This window comes from Geobacillus sp. Y412MC52 (genome assembly GCF_000174795.2).
Classification (GTDB): Bacteria; Bacillota; Bacilli; order Bacillales; family Anoxybacillaceae; genus Geobacillus; species Geobacillus thermoleovorans.
In genome coordinates this window covers 1,885,085-1,907,241 of record NC_014915.1, presented here as the reverse complement: position 1 = coordinate 1,907,241, position 22,157 = coordinate 1,885,085, and the positions used below count along the sequence as shown (strand labels likewise).

General features: G+C 46.4%; 17 protein-coding genes. 16 read left to right on the top strand and 1 reads right to left on the bottom strand.

Annotation, left to right across the window (positions count from 1 at the left end):
• Positions 1-133: 133 nt before the first annotated feature.
• Together GYMC52_RS09415 and GYMC52_RS09410 are read left to right on the top strand one after the other, a co-directional pair.
• Positions 134-1,864, top strand: a complete 1,731-nt coding sequence (locus tag GYMC52_RS09415; protein ID WP_013523896.1) for a sensor histidine kinase — start codon at positions 134-136, stop codon at positions 1,862-1,864.
• On the top strand, positions 1,864-2,643 hold the full coding sequence (locus GYMC52_RS09410; protein ID WP_013523895.1) for a response regulator transcription factor: 780 nt from the start codon (positions 1,864-1,866) through the stop codon (positions 2,641-2,643). The genes GYMC52_RS09415 and GYMC52_RS09410 overlap by 1 nt, the downstream gene beginning before the upstream one ends.
• Positions 2,644-2,776: 133 nt before the next feature.
• On the opposite strand, the gene GYMC52_RS09405 is transcribed toward GYMC52_RS09410, so the two are convergent.
• Positions 2,777-4,435, bottom strand: coding sequence for an IS1634 family transposase (locus GYMC52_RS09405; RefSeq protein WP_013523894.1), 1,659 nt, complete (start codon positions 4,433-4,435; stop codon positions 2,777-2,779).
• A gap of 205 nt (positions 4,436-4,640) precedes the next feature.
• Here GYMC52_RS09405 and GYMC52_RS09400 point away from each other — a divergent pair, with 205 nt between their 5' ends.
• The 14 genes from GYMC52_RS09400 to GYMC52_RS09335 all read left to right on the top strand — a co-directional run bounded on the left by GYMC52_RS09400 (position 4,641) and on the right by GYMC52_RS09335 (position 22,093).
• The gene (locus GYMC52_RS09400; protein ID WP_013523893.1) at positions 4,641-5,966 is read left to right on the top strand and encodes an extracellular solute-binding protein; all 1,326 of its coding nucleotides are present in this window, start codon (positions 4,641-4,643) and stop codon (positions 5,964-5,966) included.
• A 62-nt stretch (positions 5,967-6,028) separates the two neighbouring features.
• Positions 6,029-6,898, top strand: a complete 870-nt coding sequence (locus GYMC52_RS09395; protein WP_013523892.1) for a carbohydrate ABC transporter permease — start codon at positions 6,029-6,031, stop codon at positions 6,896-6,898.
• 14 nt (positions 6,899-6,912) lie between these two features.
• Positions 6,913-7,779, top strand: a complete 867-nt coding sequence (locus GYMC52_RS09390) for a carbohydrate ABC transporter permease (RefSeq protein ID WP_013523891.1) — start codon at positions 6,913-6,915, stop codon at positions 7,777-7,779.
• 115 nt (positions 7,780-7,894) lie between these two features.
• The gene (locus GYMC52_RS09385; protein WP_013523890.1) at positions 7,895-8,941 is read left to right on the top strand and encodes an aldose epimerase family protein; all 1,047 of its coding nucleotides are present in this window, start codon (positions 7,895-7,897) and stop codon (positions 8,939-8,941) included.
• A gap of 23 nt (positions 8,942-8,964) precedes the next feature.
• A complete protein-coding gene (locus GYMC52_RS09380) occupies positions 8,965-9,579 on the top strand; it encodes a polysaccharide deacetylase family protein (RefSeq protein WP_013523889.1) in 615 nt (204 codons plus the stop codon).
• Positions 9,580-9,651: 72 nt separating this feature from the next.
• Positions 9,652-11,769, top strand: coding sequence for a glycoside hydrolase family 52 protein (locus GYMC52_RS09375; RefSeq protein ID WP_013523888.1), 2,118 nt, complete (start codon positions 9,652-9,654; stop codon positions 11,767-11,769).
• 2 nt (positions 11,770-11,771) lie between these two features.
• Entirely contained in the window at positions 11,772-12,767 is a 996-nt protein-coding gene (locus GYMC52_RS09370; RefSeq protein ID WP_013523887.1) for an endo-1,4-beta-xylanase, read from the top strand.
• 469 nt (positions 12,768-13,236) lie between these two features.
• A complete protein-coding gene (locus GYMC52_RS09365; protein WP_013523886.1) occupies positions 13,237-14,886 on the top strand; it encodes an extracellular solute-binding protein in 1,650 nt (549 codons plus the stop codon).
• Positions 14,887-14,996: 110 nt separating this feature from the next.
• Positions 14,997-15,944 (top strand): ABC transporter permease, encoded by a 948-nt coding sequence (locus tag GYMC52_RS09360; RefSeq protein ID WP_013523885.1) that lies wholly within the window; start codon positions 14,997-14,999, stop codon positions 15,942-15,944.
• Between the two features lie 14 nt (positions 15,945-15,958).
• Positions 15,959-16,849 (top strand): carbohydrate ABC transporter permease, encoded by an 891-nt coding sequence (locus GYMC52_RS09355; RefSeq protein ID WP_013523884.1) that lies wholly within the window; start codon positions 15,959-15,961, stop codon positions 16,847-16,849.
• Between the two features lie 17 nt (positions 16,850-16,866).
• Positions 16,867-18,918 carry an alpha-glucuronidase family glycosyl hydrolase gene (locus GYMC52_RS09350; RefSeq protein ID WP_013523883.1) on the top strand — a complete coding sequence of 684 codons (2,052 nt, stop codon included), beginning with the start codon at positions 16,867-16,869 and terminating at the stop codon, positions 18,916-18,918.
• A 15-nt stretch (positions 18,919-18,933) separates the two neighbouring features.
• Complete coding sequence (locus GYMC52_RS09345) at positions 18,934-20,445, top strand: GH39 family glycosyl hydrolase (protein ID WP_013523882.1); 1,512 nt, start codon at positions 18,934-18,936, stop codon at positions 20,443-20,445.
• Positions 20,446-20,476: 31 nt separating this feature from the next.
• A complete protein-coding gene (locus GYMC52_RS09340; RefSeq protein WP_013523881.1) occupies positions 20,477-21,430 on the top strand; it encodes a sugar kinase in 954 nt (317 codons plus the stop codon).
• A 15-nt stretch (positions 21,431-21,445) separates the two neighbouring features.
• Positions 21,446-22,093, top strand: coding sequence for a bifunctional 4-hydroxy-2-oxoglutarate aldolase/2-dehydro-3-deoxy-phosphogluconate aldolase (locus GYMC52_RS09335; protein WP_013523880.1), 648 nt, complete (start codon positions 21,446-21,448; stop codon positions 22,091-22,093).
• The last annotated feature ends 64 nt before the right edge of the window (positions 22,094-22,157 follow it).

Here is a 22,157-nt window from a genome sequence, read left to right as displayed (position 1 = left end):
TTCACGACCAGCTTTTTGTTTTGTCAATCTTTGTTTGTGTTCTATACAAATTATCCGGAAGCCACTATACTAGTAATAAAAGAAGGTTGTCTTCCATGATGTTTATACTCTGCTGTTGGGAAGGTACATTGCCATGCTTAGCTGCCTAAAAAAATGGAACACGTTGCGAAATCAGATATTGGTCGTATTCCTATTTGTCATGGTGATTGTGCTGTCTCTCGTCAGCATGATCACGCTCAAGCAAGTGTCCCTGTTGATTCGGAACAACGCTGAAAACCAAATCAAGCAGACAGCTATTGAAACGAGCGGTCGAATTGACTCACTGTTTGAACAGTTGAATACAGCGACAAAGTTTGTGATGACCAATCAAGAAGTTCAACGATTATTTGAACGAATCCATGCGGGAGAGAAGGTGACATTTCCAGAATTGCAAAGGTTAAAAAGTGTGGTTAATAATATCCAAGCCAACTCTGAGGGCATTTACTCTGTCGAGCTCTATACAGAAGATTTAAAGCAAGTGTTTCCCCTAGACAGTTCTATGAAGATGTTTCAACGTCTCAACGTGAAATGGATTTATGAAGCGGATCGCGCGAAAGGCAGACTTGTATGGATCGGAGAAGATCCAAGGAGTCCTCAATTTTATTTAGTGATCCGGCGCATTACGTTGATGGAGCGCCATTTTGCCAACGGGGGATACTTGCTTGCCCGAATTTATAAGCCGTATTTCGCGATTACTGAGGTGAACACGGGGCAATACGTATTGGTTTCCGATCCGGAAGGAAAGGTTATTTTTTCAAATAATTCCAGCTTAACTGATGTATCTTCATTAAATCAACGGTCAGCAACTGTAATAAATCAAACCGAATACATGGTAACAAAGCAGTCTTCCGGCAAAGGATTTACCGTTTTCATATTAACGCCTGTCAGCGCTCTAACCAAAGGGATGAATGGTATTCGGTTGGGAATCATTTTCGCTGGCATCATCGGGATCATCATTTACTTTTTATGTTCATTCTTTCTCTCTACCATCATTACGCGCCCGATTGCCCAACTGACTAAAACCATGCGGCTGGCCAATGAAGGATTGTTAGCTATTAATCCGAAAATGGTCACCGTGAACGAAATCAGGGAACTGAATAGCACCTATAACCAATTGGTGAAAGAAACGAATCATTTGATCAAAATGGTGTATCAAAAAGAAATTGTTCGCAGCCAAAGCGAGCTGAAAGCGCTTCAAGCACAAATCAATCCTCATTTTTTGTATAATACGTTGGAATCGCTGCGATGGTCATTAGAAGAAAAGGGAGAAGAAGAATTGGCGGATGTTGTTGTGTCCATGTCGGAGCTGTTTCGCTATACCATCAGCCGAAATGTGGACGATGATTGGGTTACGTTGAAAGAGGAATTTCGCCATATCGAAAATTATATGGACATTATCAAATTCCGGTTTGGTGATCGCATCAAGTGGCGTTTGTTGCTGCCTGAGGAATGGGAAAATGTCAAAATCCCGAAATTGTTGATTCAACCGTTAGTGGAGAATGCAGTCGTGCATGGTTCGGAAAACCAGTCAGCCCCTTGTACCATTACCGTAGCCGTCAAGCTGGTTTCGGATCGTTATCTTGAGATCATTGTGGAAGATGATGGAGTTGGAATGGATGAAGAAAAGCTCAGCGAGGTGAAACAGGCCATGCATACCGGAGAGGTGATTTCAAAAAAAGGAAAAGGAATGGCTTTGTATAATGTGAAAAAGCGTCTCCAACTTTACTATAAGGATGAAACGAGTGATGGCATAACGATTAACAGCTGTAAAAACAAAGGTACAAAAGTCATAATTCGAATTCCTGTTAACGGAGGTGAAAGGTAATGTATGAGAAGACCATTTTAGTTGTGGATGATGAGCCGAGGGCGAGAGAAGGAATGAAACGGGTGTTGGAAAAATGGGCTTCCGGCAAGCACCGAATTATCACAGCTGCCAATGGCCAAGAAGCACTTGCTATTTTGCGGCAGGAGCGGGTGCATGTGTTGTTGACAGACATTCGGATGCCGGAAATCACAGGTCTTGAAGTATTGGAGGGGATGAGAGAAAACGAAGATTCACCGGTGGTGATCATTATTTCTGCTTACCCTGATTTCGATTATGCGCAAAAAGCCATCAGCCTTGGTGTATTAAACTATTTGTTGAAGCCGGTGAAAAAAAGCGAATTATTTGAAGCGGTAGAAAGAGCGATCCACGTTTCCGAGCAAAAGGAAAGGGAACGAGTGATGAAACAATTGATTGACGATAAACTCATCAACGCTCTTGACCGTCATCCTCAAACTCGCGAACCGATTCGGGAGGCCATCCAGTTTATTGATCAGCGCCTAAAAGACGATATATCACTAAAAGATGTAGCGGAGCATGTCCATTTGAATCCAAGCTATTTTAGCACGCTGTTTAAAGAACAAATGCAACTGACATTTAGCGAATATCTTACAAGAAGAAGGATGCAGCGGGCCAAAGAGCTGCTGATGACGACTGACATGACTGTCGCGGAGATTGCAGAAGAATGTGGCTACAGAACAGCGAAATATTTTATTCATTTGTTTAAAGAAATGGAGGGAAAGACTCCAAGTAGCTATCGAAAAAGTCAAAAAGGAAAATAATCTAACTCACATTTCGCACCCTAACAAGGTCAAAACAAAGGATTTTTTATTTAGTTTTTCAGAATAACTTTTTGACCAACACAACGAGCGATGGCAATCCTTTTTTTACCATCGCTAGTCGTTCTGTATCATGTTAGACGTAGATGCTCTCATCCATGCCCAATCCCTGCAGAATCCTTCGCTGATCCGGGTTGAGGGAGCGATCCAGTGCGCGTTGGATGCGCCCGTCTGGCAGCTCCAGCAGGATGACGTTCACATATTGAAACAGCTGAAAAATCACCTGTCCCGTTGGCCGGGTCAGCTTGCGGCCTCCCGCGCCCTTTAACGGGCGTTCTGGTGTGATGAACTGACGCACCCGGCGCTGAAAAACGCGGTAAATCGCCAAGGCCAAGAGAAATAGATAGCCCAATACGGCGACCCGTTCTGGCTTTTTGACATCAATCTCATCCGTGAAAAACGGATCTTTCAAAAACGCGAAGTTCATTTCCACCGAGATTTGCCCTTTATACAGCTTCAAGATCTCTTGGGCATCCATTTGTTGGCCCTTCCATTCCTTCGGAACGGTCGTGACGAGGACAAACCGGGACGCTTTCCGTCTTGCCTGTTCCCATGCCGGTTGGTCGAATTCGACGTTTAGGCGAAGGGTGTACAGCGTCTCCGTCTCGGGTTCCGCCCCTTTTTTCGGCCGTCCGCGCCGTTTTTTCGGACGCACGATCTCTTTGACCGCGGCCTCCACCCGATGAAACCGAGGGCGAAGGGACGCCTTGAGGGACGTCAAGGCTTGTTCGGCGTCTTCGCGGCAGGAGAAGGGGTGGCGCTCCCAACGGACTTGTTCCTCGCGAAGAAGCTCCGCTTCTTTGACCCGCTCTTTTTCGAGCGTTTTTCCTTTGCGCTGGTCGAGCGCGCTCGATTCGACGACGATCAGCCGAACCGGGTGGCCTTCATAGGTCGCGGCCGTTTCCCATACCCGGTACGTGGCGCCGTTTCTCTCCGCTAGGGTAAAGGGTTCGCTCCACGGGATGTGAGGCGAATCGGCCTCCGCGAGCGCCTGTTTCACGATTCGAAGCGACGAAGGGCCTCTGGTGATCAAAAAGGCTCGGGCGGCTTTTGTCTGCGCCAAGGTGTCTTTCGTCATGGCAGCGGAATCAGCCACGTAAATCCATTCGTCGTCGATCTTGGCTTGTTTGAACTGTTCGTGGATCCGCGACAGCACCTCAGGATTCCACGCCTTATCCGATAGATTGCCGTCATGCACATCGCCGTAAAACGGGATGCCATCCTCGTTGCCGACCAGCCCGAAGCCGATCTGTTTTTGCCAACGGTGATGGCGGTTGTAGCCATGTGTGATCTGCAAAGCCTCTAATGAGGCCGACTCATACGCTCCGTAAACCGTCTTGTCCGTCGTATCAGCGTGAAAGGCTCGGAGGGAAAGGCCTTCTTTGCGATAAATGTGAATCAAGCAAGTGCTGATGACCTTGTGAATATCGGCCTCATACAAGCGGTCGAGATGACGGGCCAAGGCATCGTCGTTCAACCAGGAAGGCTGGAGACCGGGACGGATGAGTTTCTCTAGATCGATCTCCTGAGCCCATCGTTCTAAGTGAACAAGGGCTTGCCGGCCGTCAAATAGATTGTAAAGGATGGCTTGAACGGCATCGCTGACTCGCGTTTGGCATTGTGGATCGACGGGCACAAGATGGTCAATCAAGTGGGGGATGTCGAGTTTTTTGACTAGAACACTTATTATATTCAAATAACCATTACGATAGACCCCTTTGACTTTCACATTCATGAGAGAAAAACTCCTTTACGTTCCTTGTGTGTCAAGGATTCATTCGACATCGGAATGAAAAAATCCTCCCGATTTTCGTCGGGAGGGTGCGAAATGTGAGATCTAAAAATACTGGTACTTTTCCTAATGGTTGTTGCCTTTTTCCCCCTTCATGATGATGGTAGACTGTATTTGCAAGCAAAGAATAGAGAAGGGGGTACAGTTTATGAAAAAGAAAGCGTTCACATGGTTGGTTTTGTTGATGTTGATGGCGGGTCTTGTGCTGTCTGGTTGTTCTTCTTCATCTAGCGATTCTGCGAGCGAAGGGAAATCCGGGGACGGAAAAATTCATTTGAAGTTTATGCACGATTGGCCAAAAGGCAGTTCAACTGCTTATTACAATCTTGTTGAAGAGATTATTAAAGACTATGAAGCGAAACACCCGAATGTTGTCATTGATGTAGAGGTGCTGAATCCGGATCAATACCGAGATAAATTGAAAGTATTGGCCGCTTCGAATGAATTACCGGATGTAGGGTTAACGTGGTCAAACGGTTTTGCCGAACCATACGCCACTGGGGGACAATTTGCGCCGCTAAATGATATTATCGAAAAAGAATTTAAAGACCAGTTTGTACCTGGAACGGTAGAAGCGTATACCTTTAACGGCAAATCGTATGCGCTTCCAATGGAGATGAACATTACGTATATTTTCTACAACAAAGAGATTTTCAAAAAATATGATCTTCAGGAACCAAAAACCTTTGAAGATTTGAAAAATATTGGGAAAACGTTGATCAAGCATGGGGTGATTCCAGCAACGGTCGGTTCAAAAGACGGATGGCCGGCATCGATGTGGTTTATGTACCTCGCTGACCGGATTGGCGGCCCAACGATTTTGACCGATGTCATTCAAGGAAAAGTGAAAATGTCTGATCCAGCCATTGTAAAAGCGGCGAAAGAAGTTCAAAATCTTGTGGATATGGGGTTCTTTGTCAAAGGGAACACTGCTTTCTCGAATGATGATGCTAAAGGTTATTTCCTGAACGAAAAGGCAGCCATGTTCTTAACGGCCACATGGGAGTTGCCGAACTTTACAACCAGCCCGGATGTGCCGCAAGAGTTTAAAGAGAAGGTGGGTTACTTCAAATTCCCATTGTATGAAGGCGGCAAAGGAACGGACATCAACAGTTATGTCGGCGGTCCTGGGTTAGGCGCATTTGTCGCGGAAAACTCAAAGCATAAAGAACAAGCGAAAGACTTCGCGGCGTACCTTGTCAAAGAATGGGGCAAACGGTCAGTGGAAGGTGCAGGCATTTTACCAGCTACAAAGGTGAATACAGAAGGGTTGAACGTACCGAAGATGTATCTCGATGTCTTGCATGACATCAATAACGCGACAAACATTACGACTTGGTTTGACACCCAAGCAAGCCCGAATGTTTCTGAGCTGCACCATGACTTAATGACGGCCCTGTTTGGGAAACAAATCACTCCAGAGGAATTTGCGAAACAACATGATGACGCGTTGGCGGAGGAAGCCAACAAATAAGAATTTTGGGGGCATCTGGAACAACACATGCCCCCTTATTTGTAAAGAAGGAGTTATCAACGATGAAAAACGTTATGTCCAATAAAACAGCGATCATTCTTTATGTCCTGCCGTCGCTTCTCCTTGTCTTGTTTTTGATTTATATCCCGATTGCGCTGACGGGATATTATGGATTGATGGATTGGAGCGGGGTAGGCCAGATGAAGTTCATCGGCTTGGAGAATTATAAAAAGCTTATTCATGACAAGCTGTTTTGGGAAAGCACCTGGCACTCCGTTTTGTTGGCGTTGTTTTCCGTTCTCAGTTTGATCGGCTATTTAATCGTTTCTTTAATATTGGCGAGCAAAATTAAGGGAGGGAATTTGTTTAGAAAAATTTACATCATCCCCATGCTTATGTCGTCTGTCGCCATCGCTCAACTTTGGATTAAGATTTTTGATCCGATGAATGGGCTGATTAACAGTTTATTGTCTATGTTTGGGATAAAAGAGACTCCACTTTGGTTGGCGGATCCTGATATGGCGCTATATTCGGTTTTCATCCCGATCGTTTGGCAGTATGCGGGGTTTTACATCATTATTATGTACGCGGCTTTGATCAATGTACCCCAAGAATTGATTGAAGCTGCAAGAATGGACGGTGCCAATGCTTTTCAAATTGCCTACAAAATTAAGGTGCCCCTTATTTCTGGGGTGTTAAAAGTATTGGTGATTCTAGCCGTTGTCGGGTCTTTGAAATATTTTGATTTGATTTACGTCATGACCGGAGGCGGCCCGGGGCATGCCACAGAAGTGATTGCTTCTTATATGTATAAAGAAGCGTTTGGAAAATTCAACTTCGGGTATGGAAGTGCCATTGGTTTTGGGTTGCTCATCCTTAGCATGGGAGCGACCTGGATGATTCAAAAAATGTTGAGAGTAAATCAAGAATAAAAGGAGAATTGACCATGAAAGAAAAGAAAATCTTAGATTCCAAGCCTCGTTCTCCTTTACGACGAATAGCAATGGGAATTCTTTACTTTATCTTGATTGTTGTAGCGCTTCTTCAATTATATCCATTAGTATGGTTATTCTTATTGTCGTTGAAGACGAATCAAGAAGTATTTGGAATGTCTCCGTTCGCCTTGCCGAAATCTCCACGATGGGAAAATTATATAAATGCTTGGTTTGATGGAGGGATCAACCAATACTTTTTCAATAGTGTCTGGTATACAATTGTCGCTGTTGTATTGACTTTGATTTTAGCCAGCTTCGTTACGTTCGCCTTGACAAGAATGGAGTGGAAATTCAAAGGTGTTGTATTGGCTCTGTTTATGATCGCTTACATGATCCCGCTTCATTCGACGCTCATTCCGTTGTTTAATATTTATAATAAAATGAACTTAATTGATAACCCCATTTCGATTATCCTTTCGTATACGACCTTTAACTTGCCGATTACGATTATGATTTTGCTGGGATTTTATCAGTCGTTGCCGCGCGAAATCGAAGAAGCGGCAGTAATGGACGGGTGCTCTGTTCATCGCATTTTTTTCCGCATCACATTGCCGATGACAGCGCCTGTTCTTGCGACTACAGCTATTATCAACATGATTTACAATTGGAATGAGTTTGTGTTTGTCAACACGTTCATTAGTTCGGAAAAATGGAAAACGATCACAGTCGGAGTCAATAATTTTGTCGGCCAATATCTCACCGACTGGGGGGCGATCGGCGCGACTTTGGTTATCAGCATTTTGCCGATTTTGATTGTGTACTTATTCTTGAGCGATCGAATTATTGAAGGATTGGTTGCCGGTTCGGTAAAAGGATGATGTCATATGTGATTGCGGTTAAGTTTGTTTGTGTTATATACAAACTAAGCAAAATATAGTATGATGAAAATGATCAAATCGTTGCTTTTTCCATCGTTTGAGAGGGGGAGAGGGGTTGCGGATTAGGAAAGAAACATGGTCTTGTTTCAACGAAAAAGATGTTCTTTTATTTACGTTGACAAATGAACACGGCATGGAACTGTCCACGACAAACTACGGTTGCATCGTGACGGACCTCCGCGTTCCGGATCGGAACGGCAACATTGAAAATGTCGTGCTCGGGTTTGGACGATTTGAACCGTATGTTGAGAACGCCCCTTATTTCGGCGCCGTGATCGGCCGGGTGGCGGGGCGCATTCGCGGGGCGAGCTTCGACCTCGATGGAATCACGTATCAATTGGCGAAAAACGAAAACAACAACCACTTGCACGGCGGACCGAACGGATTCCATCGTGTGCTTTGGCAGGCCGAGCCCGTTCAACGCGACGGTGCGGTGGGGGTCGTCTTTTCGTACACGAGCCCGGACGGGGAGGAAGGGTATCCAGGAACGGTTCAAGTTCAAGTGGAGTACTGGCTGAACAATGACAACGAATGGATCGTCACACACCGGGCTCGTTCGGACAAAACGACGCTCGTCAATTTGACAAACCATACGTATTTTAACCTAAGCGGCAATGGCAAGCGCGATATATTGGACCACACGTTGACAATCCAAAGCTTGCGTGTGCTGGAATTGAATGAGGAGCTGATTCCGACGGGCCGCATCTTGGATGTCGCCGGCACGCCGTTTGACTTGCGGAACGGAACGACGATACGGGAGGCGGTCGAATCCGGGCATCCGCAAATTGAACTCGTCGGCGGGGGTTATGACCATCCGTTTTGGCTCGATCGGCATCATGACAAAGAGATTGTGCTTTCCGACCCGAAGAGCGGGCGAGTGTTGACGGTGGAGACGGACGAAGTCGGCGTGGTGGTGTATACATCGAACCAGTTGCCGGAAGGGTTGGATCTAGGCGGCGTGCCGTCGCGGAAATATTTAGGCATCTGCCTTGAAACACAAGGGTTGCCGGATGCGATTCATCACCCGCAGTTTCCGTCGATCGTATTGCCAGCTGGCAAGGAGCGAGCATCAACGACGGTCTATCGGTTTGGCATCATTTGAATTAATGGAGGAAAGATAGAGGAATGATTGAACATGTAGAGACGCCGCACAAATTGGTCGCCCTGACGTTTGATGATGGACCGAATCCGGTTTATACATTGAAAGTGTTGGAGATATTGGAGAAGGCATCTGGAAAAGCGACCTTTTTTATGATCGGAAGCCAGATGGAGAAGCATCCGGAAGTTGTAGAGGCGGTCAAGGCGCAAGGGCATGAAATTGGCAATCATACGTATTCTCACGCTAACCTGACTTCTCTAACGGAAGATGAGGCTTTTCGAGAAATGAACCGGACAGATGCCGTAATTGCTGCGATGACCGGAGTGAAGGCCACGATCTTCCGTCCTCCTTATCTTGACTACAATGCAACTGTTGTTTCTATGTGCAACCATTTCGGCTACCAAATGATCGGTGCGCTCAATACTGATGCCCGAGACTGGGAACAACCAGGAGTTGACTATATTGTTCGGAAGAGTCGCCCCCATATAAAAAACGGGAGCATCTTGCTCTTTCATGACGGATTCGGAGATCGTTCACAAACGATCGAGGCTGTCAATATACTCGTATCCGAATTGTATTCGCAAGGTTACAAATTGGTCACGGTCAGCGAATTGTTGGAGCTGCAAGCTGGAAGCAGATGAAAAAGTAGCAGTTCTCTGATGCTCTGATGATTGATCGCATGCATAGTAAGAAAAGGGGAGAGTGAGCTATTCATGCCAACCAATGTATTTTTCAACGCCCATCACTCGCCGGTTGGGGCGTTTGCCAGCTTTACGCTAGGATTCCCAGGAAAAAGCGGAGGACTAGATTTGGAACTTGCCCGACCGCCACGGCAAAATGTCTTTATTGGCGTTGAGTCGCCGCATGAGCCGGGGCTGTATCATATCCTTCCATTCGCGGAAACAGCAGGCGAGGATGAAAGCAAACGATATGACATTGAAAATCCTGATCCGAATCCGCAAAAACCAAACATCCTGATTCCATTTGCGAAAGAGCGGATCGAACGCGAATTTCGCGTTGCCACGGATACATGGAAAGCCGGGGACTTGACGTTGACGATTTATTCACCGGTGAAGGCCGTACCAGACCCGGAAACGGCATCCGAGGAAGAGCTTAAGCTGGCGTTGGTCCCAGCTGTCATTGTCGAGATGACGATCGATAACACGAACGGAACAAGAACACGACGGGCGTTTTTCGGATTCGAAGGCACCGACCCGTATACCTCGATGCGGCGGATCGATGATACATGCCCGCAGCTGCGCGGGGTCGGTCAAGGGCGGATTTTGAGCATTGTATCCAAGGACGAGGGTGTTCGCTCAGCGCTGCATTTTAGCATGGAGGATATCTTAACGGCGACTCTCGAAGAAAACTGGACGTTTGGGCTCGGGAAAGTCGGTGCGTTAATCGTCGATGTGCCGGCGGGAGAAAAGAAAACGTATCAATTTGCTGTTTGTTTTTACCGCGGTGGTTATGTTACCGCAGGAATGGATGCCTCTTATTTTTACACCCGTTTCTTCCATAATATCGAAGAAGTCGGTCTTTATGCGTTAGAGCAGGCCGAGGTGTTAAAGGAGCAGGCGTTCTGTTCGAATGAACTCATTGAAAAAGAATGGCTCTCCGATGATCAAAAGTTTATGATGGCGCACGCGATCCGCAGCTACTATGGCAATACACAACTGCTTGAGCATGAAGGAAAGCCGATTTGGGTCGTCAATGAAGGTGAGTACCGGATGATGAATACGTTTGATCTCACCGTCGACCAGCTCTTTTTTGAATTGAAAATGAATCCGTGGACGGTGAAAAATGTGCTTGACTTCTATGTCGAGCGCTACAGCTATGAGGATCGTGTCCGTTTCCCAGGAGATGGGACGGAATATCCCGGCGGCATCAGCTTCACTCATGATATGGGAGTCGCTAACACGTTCTCGCGTCCGCATTACTCGTCATATGAGCTATACGGAATCAGCGGCTGCTTTTCGCATATGACGCACGAACAGCTCGTCAACTGGGTGCTTTGCGCGGCGGTATACATCGAACAAACGAAAGACTGGGCATGGCGCGACCGGCGGTTTACGATCTTGGAACAATGTCTCGAAAGCATGGTGCGTCGTGATCATCCGGATCCAGAAAAGCGGAACGGCGTGATGGGGCTTGACAGCACCCGCACCATGGGTGGAGCGGAAATCACAACGTATGATAGTTTGGATGTTTCCCTCGGCCAGGCGCGCAACAATTTATATTTGGCAGGAAAATGTTGGGCTGCCTATGTGGCGCTCGAAAAGTTGTTCCGCGATGTCGGTAAAGAGGAGCTGGCTGTGCTGGCGGGGAAGCAGGCGGAAAAATGCGCCGCGACGATTGTCAGTCACGTGACGGAGGACGGGTATATCCCAGCTGTGATGGGAGAAGGAAATGACTCGAAAATCATCCCGGCTATTGAGGGGCTTGTGTTTCCTTACTTTACGAACTGCCATGAGGCGTTAAAAGAAGACGGACGCTTTGGAGACTATATTCGTGCACTGCGACAACATTTGCAATATGTGTTGCGGGAAGGAATTTGCCTATTCCCGGATGGGGGATGGAAAATTTCCTCGACAAGCAACAACTCGTGGTTGAGCAAAATTTACTTATGCCAGTTTATTGCCCGCCGCATTTTAGGGTGGGAATGGGATGAACAAGGAAAACGAGCTGATGCGGCTCATGTTGCGTGGCTCACGCATCCGACGCTCTCCATTTGGAGTTGGAGCGACCAAATTATCGCTGGCGAAATCAGCGGCAGCAAATATTATCCGCGCGGCGTGACGAGCATTTTATGGTTGGAGGAGGGGGAATGAAGATGAACAGCTCCCTCCCCTCCCTCCGCGATGTATTCGCGAATGATTTCCGCATCGGGGCGGCGGTCAATCCTGTGACGATCGAGATGCAAAAACAGTTGTTGATCGATCATGTCAACAGTATTACGGCAGAGAACCATATGAAGTTTGAGCATCTTCAGCCGGAAGAAGGGAAATTTACCTTTCAGGAAGCGGATCGGATTGTGGATTTTGCTTGTTCGCACCGAATGGCGGTTCGAGGGCACACACTTGTATGGCACAACCAGACTCCGGATTGGGTGTTTCAAGATGGTCAAGGCCATTTCGTCAGTCGGGATGTGTTGCTTGAGCGGATGAAATGTCACATTTCAACTGTTGTACGGCGATACAAGGGAAAAATATATTGTTGGGATGTCATCAACGAAGCGGTAGCCGACGAAGGAGACGAATTGTTGAGGCCGTCGAAGTGGCGACAAATCATCGGGGACGATTTTATGGAACAAGCATTTCTCTACGCTTATGAAGCTGACCCAGATGCACTGCTTTTTTACAATGACTATAATGAATGTTTTCCGGAAAAGAGAGAAAAAATTTTTGCACTTGTCAAATCGCTGCGTGATAAAGGCATTCCGATTCATGGCATCGGGATGCAAGCGCATTGGAGTTTGACTCGCCCGTCGCTTGATGAAATTCGTGCGGCCATTGAACGATATGCGTCCCTTGGTGTTGTTCTTCATATTACGGAACTCGATGTATCCATGTTTGAATTTCACGATCGTCGAACCGATTTGGCAGCTCCAACGTCAGAAATGATCGAACGGCAGGCAGAGCGGTATGGGCAAATTTTTGCTTTGTTTAAGGAGTATCGCGATGTTATTCAAAGTGTCACATTTTGGGGAATTGCTGATGACCATACATGGCTCGATAACTTTCCAGTGCACGGGAGAAAAAACTGGCCGCTTTTGTTCGATGAACAGCATAAACCGAAACCAGCTTTTTGGAGGGCAGTGAGTGTCTGATGATATTGCTTCACGTTGCGGCGAAGAGGGAGCAGAAAATAAGGGTTCCTCTCTTCGTGAATAATTAAAAGATTTCAGAAAAGTATTGAATGTAAATGAACTTTTCATTATAATAGAAGGTGTAACTAGTATACTAGTTATACTAGTAGCAGAAAAGCAAACGGCAAATCATGAAGCTGATTGACATCTTGACTATATGAACAGGGATGTCAACCGAGAATTCATTCTTCTGTTTGTCTGGAATCATGAGGGCGGCATTACAGACATTTTGTAGGATGCGTCGTTTCGAACTAGTATACTAGAATATTTGTGGAGTGGTTAGGAGTTGGATTTCAAACAGTTGAAATCGCTTTCTCAATAAGACCTTGAAAGGGGGGATTGAGACGGGGAATCGTTATGTTTTCTTTATCAAAAAGAATGTGATCGTAGCCAAGGGGGATTTTTAGACAATAGGATTGGAGGGAGAAATATGCTAAAAAAAGCGTTTACAGCTTTAACCGCTGCTGCATTGGCGGTTGGAATGCTTGCGGGATGTACGGACAGCCAATCTTCTTCGTCCAGCGGGTCTGGAGATTCGAAAGAGAAAAATGGCGTTGTAACCATTACAACTGTCCGCACATTAAAGGATGATACGAAATTTCGAGAGGGAGAGGATTTGAACAACAATCCTATCACACGATGGTCGGAAAAAGAATTGGGGATTAAATGGAAAACATTGTGGACAGCTCCAAACGATGAACAGTATCACAATAAAATTCGCTTAGCTTTATCATCCGGACAGAAACTGCCTGACGTATTTAAAGTGTCAGACGGGCAGTTGATCAATGATTTAATTCGTTCCGGAAAAGTGATGCCGGTCGACGAAGCTATTGAGAAATATGCGTCACCGAGATTGAAAAAGATTTATGAGCAATTTCCGGAAGCGTTTTATCCGGCGACTGTCGACGGAAAACGCTATGGAATCCCACGATTTTCTGGAGGCAATGGTTCCGACTCCTTGCTTTGGATTCGCAAAGATTGGCTTGATAAGTTAGGTCTTCAGCCGCCTAAAACAATCGAAGATCTCGAGAAAATCATGGACGCGTTTGTCAACAAAGACCCTGACGGCAATGGGAAAAAGGATACGATTGGCTTGACGCTGGCCAGCAAAAACGGATTGGCAACTTGGTTGGCCGACGGAAGCTTTATTTTCGGTGCTTATGGCAACTATGAACCTGGTTCATGGTCAAAAGGCGAAGATGGGAAACTTGTCTATGGATCGGTACAGCCGTCTATGAAAAAAGCGTTGGCTAAGCTGAATGAATGGTATCAAAAAGGATACTTGGACAAAGAAGTTGGCATTTTGGACGAACAGACGGCGATCAAAAGCTTTGTCGCTGGAAAATCGGGAATCATTTCTGCTCCTCCTTGGGCTGCTGGATGGCCAATCGCAGATGCGTTGAAAAATAATCCAGGAGCCGTTGTGGAACCATACCCACTGCCGAGTGGTCCGGATGGCAAAATCGGCCGGCGTGGCGAGGGATTGGTTACAGGCATGTTTTTGTTCAGCAAAGACTTTAAACATATGGATAAATTCTTCCAATACTTAGATGAAGCATACGCCTATGTGTATAATGACTCGAAATATTTTAAATACGGGTTGGCGGAAGGTTATGACTATGTGATGAAGAACGGCAAGCCTGTTTATGATGACCAGGAAATTCCAGGGGGAAGATTGGATCCAGGGGCTTATTTCATTACGGAAGCCATTCCGACCGTTCCGTACATGCTGTATGATCTAGTCGAGGAGTTGTATACAACGAAGCGTCAGCCGAAAAACGCCTATGAGTATACACGAATTGTATCTTTAGGTGAGTCGTTTATGAAAGCGGCTACAATCGTCAACCAACAAAATCAATACCGTATTGAAAACGAGTTTACAGGTCCGCCCACTAAAACGATGCAAAAACGCGGAGAGTTTTTGACGAAAATGGAACGTGAAACGTTTGCCAACATCATTTACGGACGGACGCCGCTCAGTGCATTTGATGACTTCGTGAAAAAATGGGAAGAATCTGGAGGCGAAGAAATAACAAAAGAAGTGAATGAATGGTATCAATCGGTAAAAGGAGCAAAGTAGCGGTTTCAACGATGGTGGGGTGCGGACGGGGGCGAGCAGTGAAAGAGAATTTACATCGATGTCCGCACCTGCTTTTTTGCAAGAGATGACGCCGGAAGGAGGAAACGGGTATGCAGTCGGCCGTCAATGTCAAAGGACAAACAACAACGGTGGAAACAAAGAGAGTTCAGAAAAGAAAAGGAACGTGGCAGCTGCATGTTATGCTGATTCCTGCTCTTATCATTGTGTTGATTTTTCAATATGTTCCGATGCTAGGACTGGTCATGGCTTTTCAGGATTATGAGCCTTGGCTTGGCTTTTTGCATTCTCCTTGGGTTGGTCTCGAGCATTTTAAAACGATGTTTGAATATGAAGACGCCCGTCAAGTCATATGGAATACATTGGTCATTTCAACATTAAAAATTATCTTTAACCTTGGGGTCCCCCTAGCATTTGCGTTGCTTCTCAACGAAGTATACGTGATGAAGTTTAAGAGGACGGTTCAAACGATCGTGTACTTGCCGCACTTTTTGTCATGGGTGATTCTTGGTGGGATTTTGATCGACATGCTTTCTCCTGAGGGAGGGATTGTCAATCGTTTTTTGTCGGTATTCGGGGTTGAACCTATTTTCTTTCTTGGAGATAATGATTGGTTTCGTACCATTGTTGTTGTTACAGATGTGTGGAAAGAATGCGGATTTAACACGATTGTATTTTTGGCTGCACTCACTTCAATTAACCCGTCTCTGTATGAAGCGGCTATTGTGGATGGAGCCAACAGGTGGCAACAAACAATTTACATCACATTGCCTTCCATGTTGCCGATCATCATTGTGGTTGGAACGTTGTCGCTCGGAAATATTTTAAATGCCGGATTTGATCAAATTTTAAACTTGTATAATCCGCTTGTTTACAAAACGGGCGATATCATCGATACGTATGTTTACCGCGTCGGTCTTTTGAACGGGGATTTTAGTTATGCGACAGCTGTAGGGTTGTTTAAATCGGTCATTAGCTTTATTCTCGTGGTCACGGGGTACCGTCTCGCTTATAAGTATGCGAACTATAAAATCTTTTAAGGGAGGGGAGGTCTATGCATTATCACTACAAAAAAAGCTGGTCTTATAAACTGTTCACTGTGTTTAACTATACTCTTTTAACGATCATTGCCGTTCTTTGTCTTTTGCCTCTCATCCATATTTTAGCCGTCTCATTCAGCGGCAGTGCGGCGGCGACCGCTAATCTGGTTGGACTGTGGCCAGTTGACTTTACGCTGGACGCTTATGAGAAAACGATTGGGAATGAAAATTTTTTGCGTTCCCTTTGGAATTCGTTTTTGCGTGTTGTATTGGGGACAGTCATTTCCATGGGAGTCATGTTATGCGCTGCCTATCCGCTGTCCAAAAGCGACGACGCCTTTCGCGGGCGGAAACTCTATATGTGGGTTTTTGTGTTTACGATGTTGTTCCATGGCGGTCTCGTTCCGACTTATATGGTGGTGACGAAGCTCGGATTGACAGATACGATTTGGGCGTTGATTTTACCGCCAGCTGTCAGCGCCTTTAACTTAATTTTGCTCGTGAACTTTTTCCGCACTTCGGTGCCGAAATCGCTTGAAGAGGCAGCTTTAATGGATGGTGCAAATCATTTCACGATTTTTTGGAGAATTTATTTGCCGATTTCGGTGCCCGCCATTGCGACGATTTCGCTCTTTACGATGGTTTTTCATTGGAACTCATGGTTTGATGGGTTGATTTATATGTCCGATGTGAAACATTACCCGTTATCTACGTTCTTACAAACGATTATTGTTCAACAGGATTTCACGAAAATGAGTGTCGATGCAGAAACATTGAAAAACTTATCTGAACGGACAGTGAAGGCGGCACAAATCTTTATTGCTGCTTTGCCAATGCTGATTGTTTATCCGTTTGTGCAAAAGTTTTTTGTGAAAGGGATTGTGTTAGGAGCGGAAAAAGAGTAACGGGGGGAGAAACTGACATGGCAGCGGGATATGAACCTTGTTGGCTGCGGTATGAGCGGAAGGATCAATATAGTCGATTACGGTTTGAAGAGATTGTGGCGAAAAGAACCTCGCCAATTTTTCAAGCAGCCGTGGAAGAGCTCCAAAAAGGGCTTCGTTCGATGATGGGGATTGAGCCACAATTGGTGCAGGAAGTAAATGAAACAGCTAATTCGATTTGGCTCGGGACGCTTGAAGATGAAAAGTTCGAGCGGCCATTAGGGGGAAGCGACGAGGGAACGCTTGTTCATCCTGAAGGGTACGTGATTCGATCGGATGCCGACGGTGGACTGTTTCGTATCTACATTATTGGGAAAACAGATGCAGGTGTGTTGTATGGTGCCTTTCATTTTCTCCGTTTATTGCAAATGGGTCAGAACATCGACCAATTGTCGATCGTCGAGCAACCAAAAAACCGGTTGCGTATGATCAATCATTGGGACAATATGGATGGCAGCATCGAACGCGGATATGCGGGACGGTCGATTTTCTTTGCTGACGGTCAGTTCGTGAAACAAAAGCAACGAATAAGAGATTATGCACGATTGCTTGCTTCCGTAGGTATTAACGCCATCTCCATCAACAATGTCAACGTACACAAAACAGAAACGAAACTCATCACCGATCACTTTTTGCCTGACGTGGCGGAAGTAGCGGATATCTTCCGAACCTACGGAATCAAAACGTTTTTGAGCATCAACTACGCAAGCCCCATTGAGGTAGGAGGGCTTCCAACAGCAGATCCACTTGACCCCGAGGTGCGACGGTGGTGGAACGAAACGGTTAAACGCATTTATCAATATATTCCTGATTTTGGCGGCTTCGTAGTCAAGGCGGATTCCGAGTTCCGTCCTGGCCCCTTTACGTATGGGCGCGATCACGCGGAAGGGGCAAATATGTTGGCAGAGGCGTTGGCGCCATTTGGGGGGCTCGTCATTTGGAGATGCTTTGTCTATAACTGCCAGCAAGATTGGCGTGATCGGACGACCGATCGGGCAAAGGCAGCATATGATCACTTTAAGCCATTGGATGGACAGTTTCGGGAGAATGTCATCTTGCAAATTAAAAACGGCCCAATGGATTTTCAAGTAAGGGAGCCGGTTTCTCCGTTATTTGGCGCTATGCCGAAAACCAATCAAATGATGGAGGTTCAAATCACTCAGGAATATACGGGACAGCAAAAACATTTATGCTTCTTGATTCCACAGTGGAAAGAGGTGCTTGATTTTGATACGTATGCCAAGGGAAAAGGGTCGGAAGTAAAAAAGGTAATTGATGGATCGCTATTTGACTATCGATACAGCGGGATCGCAGGGGTATCTAATATTGGCAGTGATCCAAACTGGACTGGGCATACGTTGGCGCAAGCGAACTTCTATGGATTTGGGCGGCTCGCTTGGAATCCAAATTTGTCTGCCGAGGAGATTGTCAACGAATGGATCGTACAGACGTTCGGGAATGATCCACAAGTCATCGAAGCGGTAAGTTGGATGCTTCTGGCTTCATGGAGAATCTATGAAAATTACACCTCTCCGCTTGGTGTCGGCTGGATGGTGAACCCAGGGCACCATTATGGTCCTAATGTGGATGGCTATGAATATTCGCATTGGGGGACGTACCATTATGCCGACCGCGACGGGATCGGTGTTGACCGGACGGTTGCTACGGGAACAGGATATACAGCGCAATACTTTCCGGAAAATGCAGCGATGTATGAGTCGCTGGACACTTGTCCAGATGAGTTGCTTTTGTTTTTCCATCACGTTCCGTACACGCATCGGCTGCATTCAGGGGAAACGGTCATTCAACATATTTACAATACCCACTTTGAAGGAGTTGAACAGGCGAAACAGCTGCGGAAACGGTGGGAACAGCTGAAGGAGAAAATTGATGAAAAACGGTATCTTGATGTATTAGAGCGATTGACAATTCAAGTGGAACATGCCAAAGAATGGCGTGATGTCATCAATACGTACTTTTACCGGAAGTCAGGGATTGATGACCAATATGGGAGAAAAATTTATCGATGAATGGGGGAGAGGGACATGAAGGTCGTAAATGTGCCCAACAATGGGAATGAGCAGTTTAAAAAGAGCTGGAAATTTTGCGTTGGCACCGGGCGGCTTGGTCTTGCCCTGCAAAAGGAATATCTTGATCACTTGAAGCTCGTGCAAGAGAAAATAGGATTTCGATACATCCGCGGTCATGGCTTGCTTTCCGATGATGTCGGAATTTATCGAGAAGTCGAAATCGATGGGGAAATGAAGCCGTTTTATAACTTTACGTATATCGATCGAATTCTCGATTCGTATTTAGCTTTGAACATTCGTCCATTTGTTGAGCTCGGATTTATGCCCTATGCGCTTGCTTCAGGAGATCAAACCGTCTTTTATTGGAAAGGCAATGTTACGCCTCCGAAAGATTATGACAAGTGGCGCAACCTTATTGTGGCGGTCGTTTCCCATTTCGTTGAGCGATACGGGATTGAGGAAGTGCGGACATGGCCATTTGAAGTATGGAATGAACCTAATTTAGTGAACTTCTGGAAAGATGCCAACAAACAGGAGTATTTTAAGCTGTACGAGGTGACAGCCCGGGCGGTAAAAAGCGTTGATCCTTATTTGCAGGTCGGGGGACCGGCCATTTGCGGAGGAAGCGATGAATGGATTACGGATTTTCTCTACTTTTGCGCCGAACGGAGGGTGCCTGTTGATTTTGTCAGCCGCCATGCCTATACATCGAAGGCGCCGCATAAGAAAACGTTTGAATATTACTATCAAGAGCTTGAGCCGCCAGAAGATATGCTAGAGCAATTCAAAAAGGTGCGCGCCTTGATTCGCCAGTCTCCGTTTCCGCATTTGCCGTTGCATATTACCGAATATAATACATCGTACAGCCCCATCAACCCGGTTCATGATACGGCGCTCAATGCTGCATACATTGCCCGTATTTTGAGCGAGGGAGGAGATTACGTCGACTCGTTTTCGTATTGGACGTTTAGCGATGTGTTTGAAGAAATGGATGTTCCGAAGGCGTTGTTCCACGGTGGGTTTGGTCTAGTCGCGCTTCATTCGATTCCAAAGCCGACGTTTCACACGTTTACGTTCTTTAATGCTCTGGGTGACGAGTTGCTGTACCGAGATTCGGAGATGATGGTGACAAGGCGGAAAGACGGGGCGATTGTTGTTGTGCTTTGGAATTTAGTGATGGAAAAAGGAGAAGGATTTGCAAAAGAAGTGCAGCTGGTGATTCCGGTTTCATTTTCAGTTGTTTTTATCAAACGGCAAATCGTCAATGAGCAGTACGGGAACCCGTGGGGAGTTTGGAAACAGATGGGGCGTCCCCGCTTTCCAAGCCGTCAAGCGGTGGAAACGTTGCGTCAAGTGGCGCAGCCTCATGTGATGACGGAGCAGAGACGGGCAACGGACGGTGTGATTCATTTATCTATTGTCCTATCAAAAAACGAAGTGACATTAATCGAGATTGAGCAAGTTCGAGATGAGACAAGCACATATGTCGGCTTAGATGATGGTGAAATAACATCGTATTCTTCATGAAAGATTACCAAAATGGTTTTGGAGGGACGAGATGGACGTAGTCACCATTGGCGAATCGATGGCCGTATTTACACCAACAAGCGTCGGCTTGATGAGACAGGCGACCACCTTTACCATGCGGATTGGCGGAGCGGAATCCAATGTCGCTGTCGGCCTTGCTCGATTAGATCATCGTGTAGGATGGATCAGCAAGGTCGGAAGCGATGAGTTTGGAAAGGCGATTTTGTCTTTCCTCCAAGGTGAAGGGGTGGATGTCAGCCGGGTAAAAATGGATGGGGAAGCGCCGACCGGCATTTACTTTAAGGAACAAAGACGTCCAAACGATACGCGGGTGTATTACTATCGCAAAGGATCAGCGGCGAGCAGGCTGACGCCTGCCGACTTGGATGAGAAATATATCGCAGAGGCAAAGTATTTGCATATTACGGGAATCACTCCGGCGTTAAGCGAGAATTGTCGTGAAACGATCTTTGCCGCCATGGCGATCGCTCGTCGTCACGGGGTGAAAATCGTTTTTGATCCGAATTTGCGGTTGAAACTATGGAATGAAGCGGATCGGGCCAAGGAAGTGATGCTTCGCATGGCAGCTGAATCAGATGTGGTTCTCCCTGGAGAAGCTGAGGCATCGTTTTTATTCGGAAAACATTCGGTTGAGGAATGGGGAAGCCGGCTGCTTGACATGGGCGCCTCGCTTGTTGTCATTAAACTAGGCGCAAATGGTGCCCATTATTTTACGAATGCGCATCATGAGTATGTTCCAGGGTTTCCTGTTGAAAGGGTAATCGACCCTGTCGGTGCTGGGGATGGGTTTGCAGCTGGGCTGCTATCCGGACTGCTTGAAGGACTTCGTTTAACAGAAGCGGTGCAGCGAGCGAATGCAGTTGGCGCGCTTGTGACAATGGTCGAGGGGGATGCTGATGGCATGCCGGAACGCGATGACGTCGAGCGCTTGATAAATCAGCGACGGGAAGATGTTACGCGATAAAGGAGATGAACCTACATGAAGGTAGTCCAAATGATTCGAGAGATTGGCATCATTCCAGTCGTCCGCGGTGCGACGGTTGATACTGCTCTTCCGCTGTCATTGGCTTTGCGGCAGGGAGGCATTCCAATCATGGAAATTACGATGGAAACAGCTGGGGCTTTGGCCGCGTTGGAAAAGGCTGCAAGGGAACTGAAAGATATGTTGATCGGTGCGGGAACGGTGCTGGACGCTGAAACAGCACAGAGGGCGATTTCAGCTGGGGCGCGGTTTATCGTTTCTCCCTTCCTTTCTATTGATGTGATTCAGGCGGCAAAACAAAATCGCGTTGTCAGTATCGCAGGAGGATTGACGCCGACCGAAATTGTGAATGCTTTTCAGCACGGGGCTGATATGGTGAAAGTATTTCCTGCTCATGTGTTTGGGCCAAACTATATTCGAAGCATAAAGGAGCCGCTCCCCCACATCCCCCTCATCGCAACTGGAGGAATCAATCTGAAAACGGCTGGAGAGTATATAAAAGCGGGAGTGGATGCCATCGGTGTCGGGAACTCGTTAGTGAAGGTTGAAGGGGCATTGGAAAACGATCAGTGGAAGATCATTGCTGAACGGGCAGCTCAATGGGTCTCGATTGTGCACAAGGTGAGGGGAGAGAATGTGGAATGAATCGCTAAGAAATTTGACAGGAAATATGTTCTTTCCTACATTGGAAGAAAACACATGATCATGG